Origin of the sequence: Sphaerisporangium sp. TRM90804 (assembly GCF_029846175.1) — a bacterium.
Lineage (GTDB): Bacteria > Actinomycetota > Actinomycetes > Streptosporangiales > Streptosporangiaceae > Sphaerisporangium.
Genome location: NZ_JARWAC010000006.1, coordinates 1 through 19,192, shown reverse-complemented (window position 1 = coordinate 19,192; position 19,192 = coordinate 1). Strand labels below are relative to the sequence as shown.

Sequence of the window (19,192 nt, the reverse complement as noted above, 5' to 3'; positions counted from 1 at the left end):
CTCGCCCGGCGCCGCGGCGGCGGTCAGGGAGGCGACATCTCGGCGCCGAACTCGGCGGCGATGCCGCGCATGCCGTCCGCCAGCCGTCCGAGGTCGAGCGCCTCGATGCGGGCGGTCGGCCCGGAGACCGACATGGCCGACACCACGCGCCCGCCGTCGCGCACCGGGACGGCGAGGCAGTGCACGCCCAGCTCCTCCTCGCCCAGGTCGGCCGCGTATCCCTGCCGCCGGACGACCTCCAGCTCGGCCAGCATGGCGTCGACCGAGGTGATCGTGTGCTCGGTGCGGCGCGGCAGCCCGGTGCGGGCCAGGACGGCCGCCGCGTCCGGCCGCTCGGCGAGCAGCACCTTGCCCACCGCCGTGCTGTGCGGCATCACCCTGCGCCCCACCTCGGCGAACATCCTCAGCCGCCGCGGGGAGGCCGCCTGCGCGACGTACACCACGAAGTCGCCCTCCAGCACGGCGAGGTTGGCGGTCTCGCCGGACAGCGCGACCATCTTCTCCAGGTAGGGCTGCGCCCACACCCCGACCATGCGCTCGGCCGCCCCGCCGAGCCGCACCAGCGCGCTGCCCAGGGCGTAGCGGCGGTCGGACTCCTGGCGCACGTACCCGCGCAGGAGCAGGGCCCGCAGCAGCCGGTGGATCGTCCCGTACGGCAGCCCGGTCCGCGCGGCGATCTCCGACAGGCCGGCCTCCCCGCCCTGGTCGGCCAGCGCCTCCAGCACGTCGAGCGCCCGGTCGACGCTCTGCACGGTGCTCACGGCGTGCTCCGGCCCGGCGCGAGCAGCGCCGAGGGGGGCAGGCCGCGCAGGGAGGCGTCCAGGACCTCGGCCGTGTGGGCGACCGCGATCCGCTCACCCCGCCGCCGCGCCGCGGAGGCGATCTGCATCGTGCAGCCAGGGTTGGCCGACACCAGCAGGTCGGCGGCGACGGTCAGCACCTGCGCGGCCTTGCGGTCGCCGAGCTCGCGCGCGGCCACCGGCTGGAACAGGTTGTAGGTGCCCGCCGAGCCGCAGCACATCGCGCCCTCCGGGATCTCCCGGAGGCGCAGGCCGGGTATGCCGGCGAGCAGCGTCCGCGGCTGCGCGCGCACGCCCTGCGCGTGGGCCAGGTGGCAGGCGTCGTGGTAGGCGACGGTGATCGGCAAAGGGCGGCGCTCGGCCGCGGGGCCCAGCTCGGCCAGGTACTCGGCGAGGTCGGCGAAGCGCAGGGCCCGCGCCCGGCCCGCCCACGCCGGGTCGCCGGAGAGCAGGTCGGCGTACTCCTTGGTGCTCGACCCGCACCCGGCCGCGTTCACCACGACGGTGTCGACGCCCGCGCGTTCGAAGGTCTCGATCGTCCGGCGGGCGAACCGCGCCGCCTCCTGCGGGCGCCCCGAGTGCACGGAAAGGGCCCCGCAGCACCCCTGCGCGGGCGGGATCACGACGTCGCACCCCTCCAGCGCGAGCACCCTGACGGTGGCGGCGTTCACGCCGGGGAAGAACTCCCCCTGCACGCAGCCGGTGAGCACGCCGACGGTGGCCCGCCGCCGCCCGCGCGCCGCCACCCGGCCCGGCAGCCGCACGCGGCGGGGGGCCGGGGGGGCGAGCGCCACCAGGGCGGCCAGGCGAGGGTCGAGCCGCTCCAGCAGGGGCTGCAGGCGCGGCCCGAGGCGCCGGCCGAGCCGCAGCGGCAGGCGCATCGCCCGCAGCCGGCGCGGATAGGGGAACATGCTGAAGACCGCGGCCCGGAACGCCCGGTCGGCGGGGGAGCGCGGGTGGGACCGCTCGACCTCGGCCCGGGTCTGCTCGATCAGCCTGTCGTAACGCACGCCGGACGGGCAGGCGGGGACGCAGGCCATGCAGCCCAGGCAGGCGTCGAAGTGCCCGGCCATCTCCGGCGTCAGCGCCGTGCCCTCGACGTGCTGCTTCATCAGGTGGATCCGGCCGCGCGGCGAGTCCATCTCCTCGCCCCACAGCGCGTACGTGGGGCAGGCGGGCAGGCAGAACCCGCAGTGCACGCAGTCCCTGATCAGCTCGGGGTCCATCACCGTCCGCTCCTCAGCCGTCCCGGCGACATCCGGCCGCCGGGGTCGAAGCGCTCCTTGACCCGGCCCATCAGCGTGGCGGCCCCGGCGGGCCCCCAGCGGTCCAGGCGCGCGGCGACCTCGCGCGGCGCCGTCCACACCACCAGTCTGCCGCCGTGGGCGGCCAGAGCCGCCCGCAGGGCCGGGACGAAGGCCTCGGCGGCCCGGGCGGGGGTGTCCGCGGGCAGCGCCAGGTGCAGGACGGCCGAGGCCACCGACCCGCGAAGACGTGGACGGAGATCGGCCGCCTCGGCCGCCCGCGCGACGGCCTCCAACGCGCCGGGGACGGCCGCGGGGAGCACGCGCAGTTCGAGCAGGAACTCCTCGCCCGGCAGCCGTCCCCACCACGCGGGCGGCTCGGCGGCGGGCGCTCCGGCGCCCACCAGCTCGGCGGCGGCCTTGGCCCGCTCGTCGGCCGCCGCGCCCTCGAACAACGCGGCCACCGTGCCCGGTGCGCCGGCCCCGGGCAGGTCGGCCTCCAGGGCGCTGGGTTCGAGCTGGGAGCCCGCCAGGGCCGCGACCGCGCCGATCGTGCCGGCGTCGGCGTCGGCGGTGATCCAGGCGCGGGCGGCGGGCAGCGGGTGCAGGCGGAACGTCGCCTCGGCGACGACGCCCAGCGTGCCGAGCGAGCCGGTGAACAGCTTGCCCAGGTCGTAGCCGGCGACGTTCTTGACGACCTTGCCGCCCGACCGCGCCGTCGTGCCGTCGGCCAGCACCACGGTGACGCCGATCAGCAGGTCGCGGGCGGTGCCGTACCGCAGCCGGCGCGGGCCCGCCGTGGCGGCGGCGAGGGTTCCGCCGACGGTGGCCCCCTCGTGCGGCACGTCGAGGGCGAGTTCCTGCCCCGCCGTGCCGAGCGTCCCGGCGAGGGCCCGCATGGTCACGCCGGCCTGCGCCCGCACGACGAGGTCGCCCGCCGCGTGCTCCAGCACCCGGTTCAGGCGGCGGGTGTCCAGCAGAAGGTCGCAGCGTTCGGGAGGGTCGCCCCAGCCGAGCTTGGTGCCGCCGCCCACCGGGACGACGGCCAGGCCGTGCTCGGCGGCGGCGCCCATGACGGCCGCGACCTCGGCGGTGGTGGCGGGCAGGGCGACCCAGCGGGGCGACGCGCCGGCGACGGCGTCGCCGGGCCCGGCCGCGCGGACCGTCACGCCGCTCGCGGCCAGCGCCTCGCCGGCGTTCACCTCGGCCCGCCCGGGAGCGGCGCGGGGGCGTGGGCGGGGGGAGACGGGAGCATCAGAACAGGTCCACCTCTCCGGAGGCCACCAGGGGGTGCGGGCCCTTGCGCACGCCCGGCGCCTCGCCGCAGAGCCGGGGCGTGGGGAAGATCTTGCCGGGGTTGGACAGCCCCCGGGGGTCGAAGGCGCACCGCACGAGCTGCATGGTGTCCAGGTCTTCGGCGGTGAACATCTTCGGCATGTACCGGGACTTGTCCACGCCGACGCCGTGCTCCCCGGTGATCGACCCGCCGTGCGCCAGGCACAGGTCGAGGATCTCGGCGGACACCTGCTCCGCGCGCTCGCCCGCGCCCTCCTCACGGTCGTCGAACAGCACCAGCGGGTGCAGGTTGCCGTCGCCGGCGTGGAAGACGTTGGCCACGCGCACCCCGTACCGCGCCGACAGCTCCTCGATGCCGGCCAATACGGCGGGCAGTGCCGTCCTCGGCACCACGCCGTCCTGCACGAGGTATGCGGGGCTGATGCGGCCCACCGCCGCGAACGCCGACCGGCGGCCCTTCCAGATCGCCGCCCGGCGGTCGGGGTCGTCGGCGACGCGCAGCTCGAAGGCCCCGCTGTCGCGGCAGATGGCCTCGACCCGCGCGAACTGGCCGGCCACCTCGGCGCCCGGCCCGTCGAGCTCGACGATGAGCACCGCCCCGGCCCCGGCCGGGTAGTCGCAGCGCACCGCGGCCTCGGCGGCCTCGATCGCCAGCGCGTCCATCATCTCGATCGCGGCGGGCACGATGCCGGCCGCGATGATCGCCGACACGGCCACCCCGCCGGACTCGACGTCGGGGAAGGCGGCCAGGAGCGTGGTCACCACCTCGGGCGCCCGCGTGAGCCGCACGACGATCTTCGTGGCGATGCCGAGCGTGCCCTCCGAGCCGATGAAGGCCCCGAGCAGGTCGTAACCGGGATCCATGGTGTCGAGCCACACGATCTCGCCGTCCGGGGTGACCAGCTCGACGGCCAGGACGTGGTTGACCGTGAAGCCGTACTTCAGGCAGTGCGCGCCGCCGGAGTTCTCGGCGACGTTGCCGCCGATCGAGCAGATCTGCTGGCTGGAGGGGTCGGGGGCGTAGTAGTAGCCGTACGGCCGCGCCGCCTCGGTGATCGCCAGGTTGGTCACCCCCGGCTCCACGACCGCGCGCCGGTTCCCGGCGTCCACCGACAGCACCCGGCGCATGCGCGAGGTGACGATCAGCACGCCGTCGGTGCGTGGCAGGGCGCCGCCGGACAGGCCGGTGCCCGAGCCCCGGGCCACGAACGGCGTGCCGGTGCGCACGCACTCGGTGACGACGGCCGCCACCTGCTCGGCGGTCTCCGGCAGCACCACGATCGCCGGCGTCGCCCGGTGGTAGGTCAGCCCGTCGCACTCGTAGGTGCGCAGCCGCACCGGGTCGGTGATCACCGCGTCGGGGCCCAGCAGGGAGGGGAGGAGGCCGGACAGCTCGGCCAGTGCGGGTGTCACGGCATGCGGGCGTAGGCGGGCAGGGTGAGGAAGTCGGCGAAGTCGTCGTCCAGGGCGACCTCCTTGAACAGCTCGGCTGCCTGCTCGAACAGCGCCGCGTCGTAGCCCGGCTCCTCGCGGACGGCGGCCAGCTCCTCGGAGATCACCCGCTCGACCAGCTCCCTGGTGACCACCTCGCCGGTGTCGGCCAGCTTGATGTCGTTGTGGATCCACTGCCAGATCTGCGAGCGGGAGATCTCGGCGGTCGCGGCGTCCTCCATGAGGTTGTGGATGGCGGCGGCGCCGGTGCCGCCCATCCAGGCGGCCAGGTAGCGCAGGGCGACGTCCACGTTGTTGCGCAGGCCGGTCTCGGTGATGTCCCCGGGCGTCCTGGAGACGGCCAGCAGGTCGCCGGCCGACACCGAGACGTCCTCGCGGAGCCGGTCGAGCTGGTTGGGCCGCTCGCCGAGCACGGAGTCGAACACCTCACGGCAGATCGGCACCAGGTCGGGGTGGGCCACCCACGAGCCGTCGAACCCGTCGCCGGACTCGCGGGACTTGTCGGCGCGCACCTTCTCCAGCGCGACCTTGTTGACCTCGGGGTCGCGGCGCGAGGGGATGAACGCCGCCATGCCGCCGATCGCGTGCGCCCCGCGCCGGTGGCAGGTGCGCACCAGCAGCTCGGTGTAGGCGCGCATGAAGGGGGCCGTCATGGTCACCGCGTTGCGCTCGGGAAGCAGGAACTCCCGGCCCCGGGTGCGGAACGACTTGATCACGCTGAAGAGGTAGTCCCAGCGGCCGGCGTTGAGCCCCGCCGAGTGGTCGCGCAGCTCGTAGAGGATCTCCTCCATCTCGAACGCGGCCGGGTAGGTCTCGATGAGGACGGTGGCCCTGATCGTGCCGTGCGGGATGCCCAGGAGCTCCTGCGCACGCACGAACACGTCGTTCCAGAGGCGGGCCTCCAGGTGCGACTCGATCTTGGGCAGGTAGAAGTAGGGCCCGCGGCCCTTGGCGATCTGGCGGTCCGCGCAGTGGAAGAAGTACAGGCCGAAGTCGAAGATCGAGGCGGAGAAGGGGGCGCCGTCGACCTCCACGTGCTTCTCGGTGAGGTGCCAGCCCCTCGGGCGGACCACGACGGTGGCCAGCTCGTCGTCGGGACGCAGCGTGTAGCTCTTGCCGCCCGCCTCGAAGTCGATCTCGCGGTCGAGGGCGTCGCGCAGATTGAGCTGGCCGTTGACGACGTTCTCCCACAGCGGGGAGTTTGCGTCCTCGAAGTCGGCGAGCCACACCTTGGCGCCGGAGTTGAGCGCGTTGATCGTCATCTTCCGGTCGACCGGGCCGGTGATCTCGACCCTGCGGTCGACCAGGCCGGGCGCGGGCTCGGCGACCCGCCAGCCGTCGTCCTCGCGTACGGACGCGGTCTCGGGCGGGAAGTCGAGCGTGCCTCCGGCGGACAGCTTCGCCTGGCGGGCCCGCCGGGCCTCCAGCAGCTCGCGCCGGCGCCCGTCGAACTCACGCTGCAGGGCGGCGGTGAAGGCCAGCGCCTCGGGGGTGAGGATCTGGTCGAAGCCCGCGAGCATGGGGCCCTTGATCTCGACGCCGTCCATGGCCGTCCTCTCCATGGTTTCCATTCTGCGGAAACTCAGTTCTGAATCGCGGAATCGACGCTACTTCATGGCCGACTCAGGGGTCAACGCCCCCCGACCCTGAGGGTCGGGCCAGGGCCCACTCGGGGCCTTCCCCGATGGGCCCGGGCCGTCACACGGGCCACGCTCAAGACATGACGAAGACACCCCTCATCGCCGCGGGAGCCGTGCTCGGCGCAGGCCTCATCCTCAGCGGCTGCGGCCTTCAGCACATCGCCTCCCCCACCAAGGAGGAGACCAAGACCTACGACGTCACCGGCACGCTCGGCGTGCTGCACGTCAAGAGCGGGTCGGGCACCATCGTCGTCTCCGAGTCCTCGCGCTCCTCGGTGAAGGTGGTCGAGACGATGCACTGGAAGGGCGACAAGCCGGTCACGCGGCACCCGGTCGACGGCGGCACGCTGCTGCTCGACTACAACTGCGGCGAGAACGACTGGGGATGCGGCGTCGACTACCGGGTCGAGGTCCCGCGCGGCCTGCGGGTCAACGCGGACAGCGGCTCGGGGGACATCACCCTGAGGGCCCTGTCGGGGGAGGTCCACGCCAAGGCCGGGTCCGGGGCGATCGACGCCAACGGCCTGGGCGGCAAGCGCGCGATCGCCGAGACCGGTTCGGGCGACGTCGAGCTCCGCTTCACCACCACGCCCGACGACGTCAAGGTGGGCACCGGCTCGGGCACGGGCGCCGTGTGGGTGCCGCAGGGCACCTACCACGTCACCACCAGCACGGGTTCGGGCAGCCGGCAGGTCGAGGTCACCACCGACGAGTCCGCCCCGCGGCGCATCGTCGTCAAGACCGGGTCGGGCGACGCGAAGGTGCTCAAGGTCTGAGCGCTCCCCGGAGACGCGCGGGCGAGGTGGGGGATAAAGAGGTGAATCCCGATGGCCGCCGTGGCACCATCGGGGAAGACACCGCAGGGGTCCCCGTGTTGAACTGTTGCGAAGCGGTGAACCCACGAGCGCCTAGGAGCGCGAAATAGCCACAGAGATGACGTACATGTACAACGAGCCAGGCGAGTACGCGGCAAACGGCGACTACGAGCTCGAAGAGCGGCAGGCGCTCCGGCGCGTGGCGGGCCTGTCGACGGAGCTGCAGGACATCACCGAGGTCGAGTACCGGCAGCTGCGGCTGGAGCGGGTCGTCCTCGTCGGCGTCTGGACCACCGGCACCCTGACCGACGCCGAGAACTCCCTGCAGGAGCTGAAGCTGCTGGCGGAGACCGCGGGCTCGGAGGTGCTGGAAGGTCTGATCCAGCGGCGCCAGCGTCCCGACACCGCCACCTACATCGGCTCCGGCAAGGCCGTCGAACTGCGCGACATCGTGGAGTCCACGGGCGCCGACACCGTGATCTGCGACGGCGAGCTGACCCCCGGCCAGCTCCGCCAGCTCGAAGAGGTCGTCAAGGTCAAGGTCATCGACCGCACGGCGCTGATCCTCGACATCTTCGCCCAGCACGCGAAGAGCCGCGAGGGCAAGGCGCAGGTCGAGCTGGCCCAGCTCAGCTATCTGCTGCCGCGCCTGCGCGGCTGGGGCGGCAACCTGTCGCGCCAGGTCGGCGGCCGGGCGGCCGGCGGCGTCGGCATCGGCGGCCGCGGCCCCGGTGAGACGAAGATCGAGCTCGACCGCAGGCGCATCCGCGAGCGCATGGCCAAGCTGCGCAGGCAGATCGGCGGCATGTCCGTCGCCCGGGAGACCATGCGGTCCAAGCGCACGCGGCGTGAGGTGCCGTCGGTGGCGATCGCCGGTTACACCAACGCCGGCAAGTCGTCGCTGCTGAACCGGCTCACCGGCGCCGGAGTGCTGGTGGAGGACGCTCTGTTCGCCACGCTCGACCCCACCGTGCGCCAGGCCCGCACGCCCGACGGCAGGCTGTTCACGCTCGCCGACACCGTCGGGTTCGTCCGGCACCTGCCGCACCAGCTCGTCGAGGCGTTCCGCTCCACGCTGGAGGAGGTCGGCGACGCCGATCTCATCGTCCACGTCGTGGACGGCTCGCACCCCGACCCCGAGTCGCAGATCGCGGCGGTCCGCGAGGTGCTGGCCGACATCGAGGGCGCCTCCGGCATCCCCGAGCTCATCGTGATCAACAAGGCCGATCTCGCCGACCCCGTCGTGCTGGCCAGGCTGGCGACGCGCGAGCGGCGCAGCGTGGTCGTCTCCGCGCGCACCGGCGCCGGCATCGAGGAGCTCATCGACGTCATCCAGCGCGAGCTGCCGCGGCTCGACCACGAGGTGCACCTGCTCGTGCCCTACGACCGCGGCGACCTGGTGGCACGGGCGCACCAGGAGGGCGAGGTGGTCTCCGTCGACCACACGCCCGACGGCACCGTGCTGCACGCCCGCGTGCCGGCCGGCCTCTACGCCGAGCTGGAGCGCGTCGCCAAGCCGGTCGAGACCGTCTGACCCACCCGCCTCGACGCCCCGCCCGGCCACGCCGGGCGGGGCGTCAGCGCGTGCGGCGCAGGGCGACCACCGCGACGTCGTCCTCCCTGGCCCCGAAGTGGTCGATCAGCCGGTCGCAGAACACCTCGGGGTCCTTGTCGAACGCGGTCGCCATCTGGCGGACGACCTCCATGCTCCGGTCGAGCGGAATGTAGCGGTCTTCGATCAGGCCGTCGGTGAACAGCAGGACCGCGCACCGTTCCGGCAGGAAGAACCGGTCGACGCGGTAGATCTCCGACGCCGCGCCGATGAGCAGGTTGCCCCAGCCGAGGTAGCGCGCCTTGCCGTCGCTGACGATCACCGGCGGGATGTGGCCGGCGTTGGTCATCTCGACCTCGCCGCTGACCGGGTCGATCAGCATCAGGCAGATGGTGGCCGTCATGTTGGGGTGGTCGCGGCGGAGCATGTCGTTGAGCCGCCCCATGATCCTGCCCAGGTCGGCGCCGACGACGGCCAGGGCGCGCAGGCCGTGGCGCAGCTCCGCCATGACCGTGGCCGCGTAGAGCGAGTGCCCCTGCACGTCGCCGATGGCCACCAGCAGGCGGTCGCCGAGCGGGATCGCGTCGTAGAAGTCGCCGCCGACCTCCACGTTGTCGACGGTCGGCTGGTAGCGCACCGCGACCTCCAGCCCCGGGACGACGGGGATGCGCGACGGCAGGAAGCTGCGCTGCAGGGTGAGCGCGATCAGGTGCTCCTCGGCGTAGGCGCGCAGCGCGTCGACCGCGAGCGCCAGGGCCTGGCCGAGCTGCTTGAGCATGTCGAGCTCGTCGGGGTCGAGCGGGTCGGTGCTCTCGACGCCGAGATAGACCGGAGGGCGTCCCGCCTTGGTGCGCGAGACGACGCCGGAGGACTCGCCGCGGGTGCGGGGGTCGGGCAGCAGCTCCAGCCAGGACGACAGCGGCAGCGAGAACTCGGCGGTGCCCGCGGCGTCCCCGAGCACCATGCTAGTGATCTTGACCAGCGTCTCCTGCGGGGCGGCCAGGGACGTCGCCCTCTCACCCGGCACCAGCACGGTGTACCGGCGGATCCGCCCGTCGACCCCGATGGCCAGCGCGCCGCTGCGGCGCCCCAGGATGGTGGCGGTGCCCTGGACCGCCACACGCAGCAGCTCGTCCAGCGTGATGGCGGAGTTGATCTCCAGGGTGACCTCGGTGAGCTGCCGCAACCGCTGCGCCATGCGTTCGGCGCGCTGGCGGGCGTTGTAGTACCGCAGCGCCGCCCGCACGGTGGCGATGAACTCCTCAGGTTCGATCGGCTCCACCATGTAGGCGTCCGCGCCCCGGTCGAGGCCGCGCGTGCGGTCGGTCACCGAGATCGCGTGCGCGGAGATCTGGATCACCGGGATCGCGGTCGTGACGGGATCCGCCTTGATGCGCTCGCACACCTCGTAACCGCTGATGTCGGGCAGCCGGACGTCGAGGACGACCAGGTCGGGCGAGAGCGTGCGGACGAGCCGCAGCGCTTCCTCGCCGCAGGTCGCGTCCACCACCTCGTGGCCCGCGCGACGCAGCCAGCTCCCCAGGATGTAGCGCTTGGTCGGCGTGTCATCCACCACGAGGATAGTGCTGGAGTTATCGGTCATCGTCCCTCTTTGATACTCCCCGGGCCGTCCGCCGCGGCGACTGGGGCCGGAGGCAGGCGCACCGTCACCGTCGTGCCCTCGCCGGGCGTGCTCGCCAGCGTCAGCGTTCCGCCCAGCGCCTCGGCGAGCCGGCGGGCATACGGCAGCCCCAGGCCGGTGCCCCGCGCGTCAGCCTTCAGTGTGCCGGGCACCTGGTAGAACTCCTCGAACACGCGGTGCTGGTACTGCTCGGGGATGCCGATGCCGGTGTCGGTGACGACGAACAGCACCGTGTCGTCCTCGATGCCCGCCTTGAGGCTCACCTCGCCGGAGGCGGTGAACTTCAGCGCGTTGGAGAGCAGGTTGCGCAGGATGCGCGTGAGCAGCACCTCGTCGGTGGTCACGACGGCCGGGCCCTGGGAGACGTCGACGGTGAGGCGCAGGCCCTCGCTGCCGCTGGTGGGGCGCAGCGTGAGGCGCAGCCCGTCGGCGAGCGCCGGAAGGTCGACGGGCGCGAACTGCGGCGTCAGCAGGCCCGACTCGGCCTTGGCCATGTCGAGCAGCTCCGACACCAGGGCGAGCAGCGTGCGCGCGGAGTCGCCGATCAGCTCGACCTGCAGGTGCTGCTCCTCGCTCAGATCCTCCCCGCCCGGGCCGAGCAGCAGCCGCACCAGGCCGATCACCGAGTTGAGCGGGGTGCGCAGCTCGTGGCTGATCGTCGCCCAGAACCGGTTCTTGGCCTCGCTGGCCTCGCGGAGCTGGGCCGACTTCTCGTCCAGCTCGGCGTAGAGCGCCACCACGCCCCGGTTGGTCTCCTCCAGCTCCTCCGAGAGCTGGTTGTACAGGGCCAGCACGCCCTGGTTCGTCTCCTCCAGCTCGGCGTTGAGGTGCAGCAGCCGCTCGCGTTGCTCCTGGGCGTCCTCCAGGGCCGCGGCCAGCTCGCGGTTCTGCTGGCGCAGCTCCTCCAGCATGCCTTCGGGGATCGGCTCCCCGAGCCGCTCGCGGATCTCGGCCAGGGAGGCGCTGTCGGGCGGGCGCCCGCCGGTGACGCGCTTGCTCATGGTGATGGTGCGCCGGTCGGTGTCGTGGTCGACCATGTCCATCAGACGGCCGGCGAGCGTCACCCCGGCGGGCGCTATGCCGCCGGCGCCGGGGGAGTAGTCGATGCTCACCACGAGCACGTTGGGGCCGTTGAGCCGGAACGTGACCTCGGCGTCGCGGGCTCCAGCGACGATCTCGCGGCCGACCTCGCTCAGCGCGGTGCCGACGCGGATGCGGTCGAGATCGTCGAGGCCCACCGCCTCGGCCACCTCACGGCCCAGCCGGCGCACCGCGAAGACGTCGCGGTCGTCGCGCACCACGATGGTGACGAGGTGCTCGGTCATCACGCCGCCCGTAGGGCCAGCACACACGCGTCGTCGCGCCGGACCGCCCAGTCGCGCAGCAGGGTGCCGGCGATGACGTGGGTCGAGTGGGCCAGCAGGCCCGGGTAGGCGGCGAGGTCCCACCGCTCGGTGAGACCGTCGGAGTGCATGACGACGACGGCGTGCGGGGGCAGGGTGTAGGTGTACTCCCGGAGGTTCCTGGCCTTGTGCCCGGCGATGCCGGGGACCGACACCAGCCCCTGGCGGCCGGCCGAGTGGACGATCCACCCCGAGATGTTGCCCACGCCGGAGTAGGTGACCGCGCTCGCGGCCCGGTCGACGCGGACCACCGCGACGGCCCCGCCGCGCGTGCGGCCGAGCGCCTCGTGGACGTTGCGGACGATGGCGGAGGGGGACGCGGCGGGATCGGCGCGGAACACGCTCACGGCCTCCCTGGAGGCCTCGGCGGCGGCGATGCCGTGCCCCAGCCCGTCGCAGACGATCGCCGTGATCGTCTCGCCGGTGTCCTCGACGGCGAAGGCGTCCCCGCAGACCATCTCCTCCCCGACCGGGCGGTACAGCCCGCAGGAGCGGTCGCCGGCGGGCGCCGCGTTCCTGGCCGTGAAGTGCATGCTGACCACCGTGCCGCGCCCGGGGGCGGAGTGGATGTCGCAGGGGTCGGCCAGGCGGATCATCGCCCCGAGCCCGATGCCCAGGGTGCCGGCGGTGGAGAAGCCGTCGCGGGCGGGGGCGGCCACGTCGGCCATGCCGGGGCCGGTGTCCAGCGAGATGATCTCGATGGTGGCGGAGGAGGCGGGGTGGGTGCGCAGCAGCATCATGCCGGCGCTGGCGTGCTTGACGAGGTTGCTCGCGGCCTCGCTGACGGCGACGGCGATCTGGCCGGTGTGCTCCTCGTCGAAACCGCCCTCGCGGGCGAGGGCGACGGCGATCCTGCGCGCCGCGCCGATGGCGCTGGCGTCCTCGATGTGCAGCCAGACGTCCTGACGGCTGGGGCTCAGCGCGTCCATTTCGTCACCGTCACGATGGTTCCGCGGCCGGGCTCGGAGTCGAGGATGAACTCGTCGACCAGCCGGCGGCTGCCGCTGAGGCCCAGGCCGAGGCCGCCGCCGCTGCTCCAGCCGTCGGTGAGCGCGAGCTTCAGGTCGGAGATGCCCGGGCCCTCGTCGCTGAACACCAGGCGCAGCCCCCGGCGGAGGCCGGCCTGGACGATCTCGATGCGCGCCCGCCCGCCTCCGGCGTGCACGAGCGTGTTCCTGGCCAGCTCGCTGGCGGCCGTGACGACCTTGGTCTGGTCGATGAGGGACAGGCCGAGGTCGATGGCGGTCGAGCGCACCTTCTGACGCACGATCACGACCTGGTCGTTCGAGGTGATGGCGAGCTCCTCCGCGGTGTCCACCACGGGCGGCTGACTCACTTCGCGACCGCTGTGAGCGTCTCCGCGGACTCGTTCGCGCGGCCCAGAAGGGCGATGCCCTTCTCCAGATCGAGCGCGGTGCGCAGGCCGCCCAGGGTGAGGCCGAGCTCCACGAGCGTGATCGCCACGGCGGGGCGCATGCCGACGACGATCGTCTCGGCGTCGAGCATGCGGGCCATACCGGCGATCGTCGAGAGCATGCGCCCCACGAAGGAGTCGACGATCTCGACCGACGTGATGTCGATGATCACGCCGACCGCGCTGGTGGTGACGACCTTCTCCGCCAGGTCCTCCTGGAGTGTCAGCACCGCCTGGTCGTCGAGGTCGCCCTGGATGGACACCAGGAGGACGTCGCCGATCTTCAGGATGGGGACGCGCTCCATCAGCTCTCCTCGGTGCGCACGGCGACGCGGGTCTGTCTCCTGCCGACGACCTCGACCCCGCTCTTGCGCAGCGCGTACGCCAGGGCGTCGGCGAGCGTGGCCTTGGTGATGATGTCGCCGAACTCGATGCCGAGCGTGACGATCGTGTGGGCGATCTGAGGGCGGATGCCGGAGATGACGCAGTTGGCGCCCATCAGCCGGGCGGCCATCACGGTCTTCAGCAGGTGCTGGGCCACCTGGGTGTCGACGGCCGGGACGCCGGTGATGTCGATCACCGCGTACTCGGAGCCGGTGTCGACCAGGGTCTGCAGCAGCTTCTCCATGACGACCTGGGTGCGCGCCGAGTCGAGCGTGCCCACCAGGGGGACGGCCACGATGCCCTCCCAGAGCTTGACCACGGGGGTCGACAGCTCCAGCAGCTCCTCCGCCTGGTCGGCGATGATCTTCTCGCGGGCGGTCGTGTAGGCCTCGAAGGTGTACAGCCCCAGGCCGTCGATCGTGCTGGACAGCCAGAGGAAACCGCGAAGGGCCTCGACGCCGGCCTCGGCCTCGACGAGCTCGGACACGGCGTCCTTCAGCCCGAAGACCGCCATCGCGGTCTCGCCGGGAGTGAACCCCTGCTGGGCGCGCGACCGGGACAGTTCGGCGAGCAGGGCGCGCAGCTCCGTGGCGCCGTCGGCGTGGTCGAAGGAGCGCAGGAGCGCCCGGTATATCTCGCGCAGCTCCTTGGCGGTCTGGGTCTCGTTCAGGCGTCCGCGGAGCGGCCGGCTTGAGATCTCCACCCAGCGCTTGAGGATCTCCTCCTCTTTGCCGCGCAGCAGCTCCTCGATGTGACGCTTGCTGGTATTCTCCTGCACGGTCAAGGCAACTCCCGGGCCAACCCTATGTTTCGACAAGCAAAGTCGTTCTCATCAGGCAGGCTACACCGAGTCAGTTGAAGATCATTCCGCCTGACCGGCCGGGGGCCGGAGCCCGGCTGGAATGAAGGGGCTCAAACGGCGCAGACGCGCGGTGGCGGAGGAAACTTCGCATAAGCGCAGGAAAAGCGCTGTGGCCCGCGCGGGCCGATTATTGCTACGATATGCAAACCCTAACGAGACATTCTGGTGCTGGTTTCGCCGTGGCGACAGATGTGACTGCTGCTGTTGCAGGGGCTGGCCGGTGTGAGGCGTCGCCCGGGGACGGAGTTTCGGCGTGACAGGCTGAAGGTGGTCCGCCCAAGCGGGGCGAGACGAACCGGCGTTCTTCTCAATAACCCTGTACAGCGAGCCGACCTGTGAAATAACGTAACTGAACTGAAATCGCCTGGCCAAGATCCGGGCGGTACCGTCATCGCACACCAGTGCGGATGAGATCAGGAGACCCCCCAATGACGTCCGGAAACCTGGCGGACCCAGCGGGCGTGGCGCCCGGCGTGAGCTGGGCTCCGATGGCGTCGCCGGGCGTCTCCACAGCCATCGGCGGGGCGGTGATGCCATGACGGTTCGGCTGCTCACCAACATCGGACGGCTCTGGACGGGCAACGACGTCTGCAGCAACGCCGCGATCCTCGTGCACAACGATCGCATCGCCTGGGTCGGCCGCGCGGCCGACCTCCCGCAGAGCGTGCCCGGAGTCGTGGACGACATCGTCGACGTCGACCACGTCGAGAACCTCGGCGGCGCCCTCGTGACGCCCGGCCTCATCGACGCGCACACCCACCCCGTCTACGCGGGCAACCGCTGGGCCGAGATGGCCATGCGCTCCGGCGGCTCCACGCCGAGCGCCATCACCGCCGCGGGCGGCGGCATCGCGTCCACCGTCACGGTCACGCGAGGCACCGACCCGTGGACCTTGTGCAACGGCGTCCGCGAGCGCCTGCGCGACTGGCTGCTCAACGGCACCACCACGGTGGAGGCCAAGACCGGCTACCACCTCACCCGCGACGGCGAGCTGGCCGACGTCCGCCTGCTTCGTGAGCTCGAGAAGGAGCCCATGATGCCGCGGGTGCACGTCACCTTCCTCGCGGCCCACGTGGTGCCGCCGGAGTACTTCGGCCGCCAGCGCGACTACGTCGAGGCGGTCGGCTCCTGGTGCGCCGACGCCGCGGCGGCCGGCGCCGACAGCGTCGACGTCTACTGCGACGACGGCCACTTCACCACCGACGAGGCCCGCTGGGTCCTGGCCTCCGGCCGCAACGTCGGCCTCCAGCCCCGCGTCCACGCGGGTGCCCACAAGCGCCGTGGCGCGGTTCAGCTCGCCGCGGAGCTCGGCTGCGCCTCGGCCGATCTCCTGCACAACGCCACCGACGAGGACATCGCGCTCCTCGCCAGGTACGGCGTGCCCGCCGTCGTCTGCCCGGGCACCGCCATGCAGCTCGGCACGGTCCCGCCGGTCCGCCGCATGCTCTCCCAGGGTGTCACCGTCGCCCTCGGCAGCGACCACAACCCCGGCCACTGCGGAATCACCTCGATGTCCCTGGTGATCAGCCTGGCCGTCGCCGCCTTCGGCATCAGCGTGGGCGACGCCCTGCGCGCCGCCACCCTCGGCGGCGCCACCGTGCTGGGCGCTCCCGACCGCGGCGTGCTCGCCCCCGGCCGCCTGGCCGACATCGTCCAGTGGGACGCCGACCACGAGGGCGCCTTCGCCTGGGCCTTCGGTCTCAAGCCGCGCCGCGTGTGGCGCGGTGGCACCCCGGTCCAGTAGCCCCTCCCGTTTTCCGGCCGTCCGTCCGATAAGTGACAACTGTCAGGCGATCATCCCTCTCCGGGAGGGAGCGGTCACGCTACGGGTACGATTCGGGACATGTCGCAAGCGGTCGCCGTGGTAACCGATTCCACCGCCTATCTCGAATCCGAGGAGACCGAGCGGCTGGGCATCGTCGTGATCCCCATCCAGGTGGTGGTCGGCGGCCGCACGCTTGACGACGTCGTGCAGATCGACGCGGGGGGAGTGGCGGCCGCGCTGGGCGCCTGGTCCCCGGTCTCCACCTCGCGGCCGGGCCCGCCCCGCTTCGCCGACGCCTACGAGCTGGCCGCGGCGCGCGGCGCGGTGGGGGTGGTCTCCATCCACCTCTCCGAGGCCATGTCGGGCACGGTGGAGTCCGCCCGCATCGCGGCGGCCGAGGCGCCGGTGCCCGTGGACGTCGTCGACAGCGGCTCGCTGGCGATGGGGCTCGGGTTCCCGGTGCTCGCCGCCGCCGAGGCCGCGCGCAGGGGCGCCACCCGCGAGGAGGTCGTCGCGGTGGCCCGCGCCTGCGCCGAGGTGACACGCACCTACTTCTACGTGGACACCCTGGAGCACCTGCGCCGGGGAGGGCGCATCGGAGCCGCGGCCACCCTTCTCGGGTCGGCGCTGTCGATCAAGCCGCTGCTGCACATCACCAACGGCACGATCGCGCCGCTGGAGAAGGTGCGCACCACGGGACGTGCGATCGCCCGACTGGAGGACCTCGCGGTGCGGGCGTCCGGCAACCGCCCGGTCGACGTGGCCGTCCACCACCTGCAGGCGCCCGCCCGTGCCCGCACGCTCGCCGGTCACCTGTCCAACCGCATCCCCCACCTGGTGAGGCTCCGCGTCGTCGAGGTAGGCGCCGCCGTAGGCGTCCATGTAGGCCCCGGCATGCTGGGTGTCACCCTCACCCCCAGCCTCACCCCCACCAACGGCCCTGCCACTCCCTCCTCCTGAGGGTCCGCCCGTTCAAGCCGCTCCCCAGCCTTCGCGGGCCTTGGCCCTCCCTGGGTGCGTGGCGATCTTCCTCAGGGGCCTGGGCGCCTGGCGATCGCCAAGCCTGCGACCCGCCCCCCGGTGACCGCGCTCGCCGTTATCCACAGAACGGCGTTCGCCGATTTCCGCCGGGCGTGACCCTCCTAATGTCACGCCCGTGCGCAGAACCAGCGGTCCCCCAGAAGGCGAAGTCGCCGAATCCCGTCTCAGACTCGTCGACCGCCCCGATCCTCCCGATCCCGCCCCGGCGATTCCGCAACCCGGGCGGGCCACCCACCGAATCCCCCAGCCTCGCCGCGACGCCGTCCGAAGCGCCCGGCCTCATTCCCAGCACGTCCCGCCTGATGGAGCCCCCCGATCACGGTGGCGGGCGCTCAATGGTGGCGGGCCGAACGCGACGGATCTCGAGGCCGACCTGGAGGCCTCAGCCGATACGGCGCCGACGGGGCCGAGGTGGCAGGTGGTAAGGGATGGCAGGTCGGGCGGGCCGCAGTTCGATCCCGGGTCGGGGGTGTCATCGCATGAAGGGCTCGACGGGCCCCTGCGGGAGCACGACCGCCAGAGCACGTGGCCCGAACGGTCGAGTGATTTCAGGGTCCACCGGCTCAGTCCCGGGGCCGGGGCGGGGGGCGAGCGGCCGGGTGAGGGGGGCGAAGGCCCGCGTCCGCTGCTTTCGCTGCGCGACCGGGTGGCCGAGGCGCTGGCCGGGCAGGTGCCGCTTCTCGACCCCGGACGCCCGGGGCTGCGGGTGCTGCTGGTGCTCGGGCTGGTGGCCGTGCTGGTGGGTGGCTTCTTCGCATGGCGGTCCCGTCCGGTCTCCGAGCCGCTGCCCCCGCCGGTCCCGGTGAGCGTGCCGCTCCCACCCTCGGCCGCCGCCACGCCTTCGCCGTCAGTGCAGGTCATCGTCCATGTCACCGGCAAGGTCCGCAAGCCCGGCCTGATCACCCTGCCCGGCGGCGCGCGCATCGCCGACGCCGTGACGGCGGCCGGCGGCATGCGTGCCGGTGCCAAGGCCGGAGGGCTCAACCTGGCCCGCCGCCTCGTCGACGGCGAGCAGATCGTCGTCGGAGCCCCCGCCGGCACCGTCGCGGCCCCCGCACCGGTGACCGTCCCCGGCCAGGCAACCGTCGTCGACCTCAACGCCGCCACCACCGCCGAACTGGAGACGCTCCCCGGAGTCGGCGAGGTCCTCGCCGGCCGCATCACGGAGTTCCGCCAGAGCCACGGCGGCTTCACAAGCGTCGACCAGCTCCGCGAAGTAACCGGCATAGGCGACCGCAAGTACGCCGAGCTCCGCGCCCGGGTCCGCGTATGACCCGGTTCCCCCGACCCCCAGGGCCTCCATGACGACCGGTGAAAGGGCTGACGAGTGGACCTCCAACAGGGCGAAGGCGGACGCGATTCCCGAGGGGGCGATGGCGAACGAGATGTCAGAGCGTGCGAGAGCGTCCGGGATGCCGGCGGAGTGTTCGAGAAGGGCGATGCCGGGTGGAGTGGCCGAGGTGGCGACGCGGAGCGGGATGGCCCAGAAGGTGATGGTGAGCATGCTGTTAGAGCGGGCGAGGGCGCACGGGATGCCGGGCGGGGTGCTCGAAGGGGTGATGTCGGGCGGAGTTCGCGACGGGGCGATGGTGGGCGGGACGGTGGGTGGGGGGCGGGTGGAGGCGACGGCGGGCGCGGGGGTGGGGCGCGGTCGATGGGGCTCCTGGCGCCGGCGGGCGCCGTGTGGGCGACGGCCTCCGTCTTGCTGGGGCTGCCCGCCGTCGCCGCACTCGCCACCGCCCTCGCGGCGCTCGCCGCGATGGCCGTGCTCGCCTTTCACCACCGCGTTCCTGGTATCGGCCGGGGCTTCCATGACGGCGTCCCCGGCATCGGTCAGGTCCTCGATCACCGCGTTCCTGGTATCGGCCGGGGCTTCCATGAC

17 protein-coding genes are annotated in these 19,192 nt (G+C 72.7%); 6 read left to right on the top strand and 11 right to left on the bottom strand.

Annotated elements, in window-relative coordinates; genetic code table 11:
- Positions 1-23 precede the first annotated feature (23 nt).
- Genes PYR91_RS06835 through aceB form a run of 5 tightly spaced genes read right to left on the bottom strand, consistent with a single transcriptional unit; the run spans position 24 to position 6,354 of the window.
- Positions 24-761: an IclR family transcriptional regulator gene (locus PYR91_RS06835; protein WP_279778298.1), complete on the bottom strand. Its 738-nt coding sequence runs from the start codon at positions 759-761 to the stop codon at positions 24-26.
- Entirely contained in the window at positions 758-2,026 is a 1,269-nt protein-coding gene (locus PYR91_RS06830) for a heterodisulfide reductase-related iron-sulfur binding cluster (protein ID WP_279778297.1), read from the bottom strand. Before PYR91_RS06830 ends, PYR91_RS06835 begins: the two co-directional genes overlap by 4 nt.
- Positions 2,026-3,246, bottom strand: coding sequence for an FAD-binding oxidoreductase (locus tag PYR91_RS06825; protein WP_279778295.1), 1,221 nt, complete (start codon positions 3,244-3,246; stop codon positions 2,026-2,028). The genes PYR91_RS06830 and PYR91_RS06825 overlap by 1 nt, the downstream gene beginning before the upstream one ends.
- Before the next feature lie 52 nt (positions 3,247-3,298).
- Positions 3,299-4,753, bottom strand: coding sequence for an FAD-linked oxidase C-terminal domain-containing protein (locus tag PYR91_RS06820; RefSeq protein WP_279778293.1), 1,455 nt, complete (start codon positions 4,751-4,753; stop codon positions 3,299-3,301).
- Positions 4,750-6,354: a malate synthase A gene (aceB, locus tag PYR91_RS06815; RefSeq protein ID WP_279778292.1), complete on the bottom strand. Its 1,605-nt coding sequence runs from the start codon at positions 6,352-6,354 to the stop codon at positions 4,750-4,752. The genes PYR91_RS06820 and aceB overlap by 4 nt, the downstream gene beginning before the upstream one ends.
- A 158-nt stretch (positions 6,355-6,512) precedes the next feature.
- Here aceB and PYR91_RS06810 point away from each other — a divergent pair, with 158 nt between their 5' ends.
- Positions 6,513-7,208: a DUF4097 family beta strand repeat-containing protein gene (locus tag PYR91_RS06810; protein WP_279778291.1), complete on the top strand. Its 696-nt coding sequence runs from the start codon at positions 6,513-6,515 to the stop codon at positions 7,206-7,208.
- A gap of 166 nt (positions 7,209-7,374) precedes the next feature.
- Positions 7,375-8,781 (top strand): GTPase HflX, encoded by a 1,407-nt coding sequence (hflX, locus tag PYR91_RS06805; RefSeq protein WP_279778289.1) that lies wholly within the window; start codon positions 7,375-7,377, stop codon positions 8,779-8,781.
- A 43-nt stretch (positions 8,782-8,824) separates the two neighbouring features.
- Here hflX and PYR91_RS06800 read toward each other — a convergent pair whose 3' ends face one another.
- Genes PYR91_RS06800 through PYR91_RS06775 form a run of 6 tightly spaced genes read right to left on the bottom strand, consistent with a single transcriptional unit; the run spans position 8,825 to position 14,420 of the window.
- On the bottom strand, positions 8,825-10,402 hold the full coding sequence (locus tag PYR91_RS06800) for a fused response regulator/phosphatase (protein ID WP_279778288.1): 1,578 nt from the start codon (positions 10,400-10,402) through the stop codon (positions 8,825-8,827).
- Positions 10,399-11,766 (bottom strand): sensor histidine kinase, encoded by a 1,368-nt coding sequence (locus PYR91_RS06795; protein ID WP_279778286.1) that lies wholly within the window; start codon positions 11,764-11,766, stop codon positions 10,399-10,401. Before PYR91_RS06795 ends, PYR91_RS06800 begins: the two co-directional genes overlap by 4 nt.
- The gene (locus tag PYR91_RS06790) at positions 11,766-12,773 is read right to left on the bottom strand and encodes an ATP-binding protein/SpoIIE family protein phosphatase (RefSeq protein ID WP_279778285.1); all 1,008 of its coding nucleotides are present in this window, start codon (positions 12,771-12,773) and stop codon (positions 11,766-11,768) included. The genes PYR91_RS06795 and PYR91_RS06790 overlap by 1 nt, the downstream gene beginning before the upstream one ends.
- A complete protein-coding gene (locus PYR91_RS06785; protein WP_279778284.1) occupies positions 12,761-13,180 on the bottom strand; it encodes an ATP-binding protein in 420 nt (139 codons plus the stop codon). Before PYR91_RS06785 ends, PYR91_RS06790 begins: the two co-directional genes overlap by 13 nt.
- Positions 13,177-13,563, bottom strand: coding sequence for an STAS domain-containing protein (locus tag PYR91_RS06780; RefSeq protein ID WP_279778283.1), 387 nt, complete (start codon positions 13,561-13,563; stop codon positions 13,177-13,179). Before PYR91_RS06780 ends, PYR91_RS06785 begins: the two co-directional genes overlap by 4 nt.
- Positions 13,563-14,420: an STAS domain-containing protein gene (locus PYR91_RS06775; protein ID WP_279778483.1), complete on the bottom strand. Its 858-nt coding sequence runs from the start codon at positions 14,418-14,420 to the stop codon at positions 13,563-13,565. The genes PYR91_RS06780 and PYR91_RS06775 overlap by 1 nt, the downstream gene beginning before the upstream one ends.
- 619 nt (positions 14,421-15,039) lie before the next feature.
- On the opposite strand from PYR91_RS06775, the gene hutI reads away from it, so the two are divergent.
- The 4 genes from hutI to PYR91_RS06755 all read left to right on the top strand — a co-directional run.
- On the top strand, positions 15,040-16,248 hold the full coding sequence (gene hutI / locus PYR91_RS06770) for an imidazolonepropionase (protein ID WP_279778282.1): 1,209 nt from the start codon (positions 15,040-15,042) through the stop codon (positions 16,246-16,248).
- A gap of 99 nt (positions 16,249-16,347) precedes the next feature.
- Positions 16,348-17,229 carry a DegV family protein gene (locus tag PYR91_RS06765; protein WP_279778281.1) on the top strand — a complete coding sequence of 294 codons (882 nt, stop codon included), beginning with the start codon at positions 16,348-16,350 and terminating at the stop codon, positions 17,227-17,229.
- A gap of 550 nt (positions 17,230-17,779) precedes the next feature.
- On the top strand, positions 17,780-18,583 hold the full coding sequence (locus tag PYR91_RS06760; protein ID WP_279778280.1) for a ComEA family DNA-binding protein: 804 nt from the start codon (positions 17,780-17,782) through the stop codon (positions 18,581-18,583).
- 381 nt (positions 18,584-18,964) lie between these two features.
- Positions 18,965-19,192 (top strand): hypothetical protein (locus tag PYR91_RS06755; RefSeq protein WP_279778279.1); only part of this gene is annotated, 228 nt, incomplete at its 3' end.

Excerpts from the sequence above, each read along its gene's own strand:
- PYR91_RS06810 (WP_279778291.1), top strand. The coding sequence starts at position 6,513 with ATGACGAAGACACCCCTCATCGCCGCGGGAGCCGTGCTCGGCGCAGGC.
- PYR91_RS06780 (WP_279778283.1), bottom strand. The coding sequence starts at position 13,563 with ATGGAGCGCGTCCCCATCCTGAAGATCGGCGACGTCCTCCTGGTGTCC.
- PYR91_RS06830 (WP_279778297.1), bottom strand. The coding sequence starts at position 2,026 with ATGGACCCCGAGCTGATCAGGGACTGCGTGCACTGCGGGTTCTGCCTG.
- PYR91_RS06800 (WP_279778288.1), bottom strand. The coding sequence starts at position 10,402 with ATGACCGATAACTCCAGCACTATCCTCGTGGTGGATGACACGCCGACC.
- PYR91_RS06765 (WP_279778281.1), top strand. The coding sequence starts at position 16,348 with ATGTCGCAAGCGGTCGCCGTGGTAACCGATTCCACCGCCTATCTCGAA.
- hutI (WP_279778282.1), top strand. The coding sequence starts at position 15,040 with ATGACGGTTCGGCTGCTCACCAACATCGGACGGCTCTGGACGGGCAAC.
- PYR91_RS06795 (WP_279778286.1), bottom strand. The coding sequence starts at position 11,766 with ATGACCGAGCACCTCGTCACCATCGTGGTGCGCGACGACCGCGACGTC.
- hflX (WP_279778289.1), top strand. The coding sequence starts at position 7,375 with ATGTACAACGAGCCAGGCGAGTACGCGGCAAACGGCGACTACGAGCTC.
- aceB (WP_279778292.1), bottom strand. The coding sequence starts at position 6,354 with ATGGAGAGGACGGCCATGGACGGCGTCGAGATCAAGGGCCCCATGCTC.
- PYR91_RS06790 (WP_279778285.1), bottom strand. The coding sequence starts at position 12,773 with ATGGACGCGCTGAGCCCCAGCCGTCAGGACGTCTGGCTGCACATCGAG.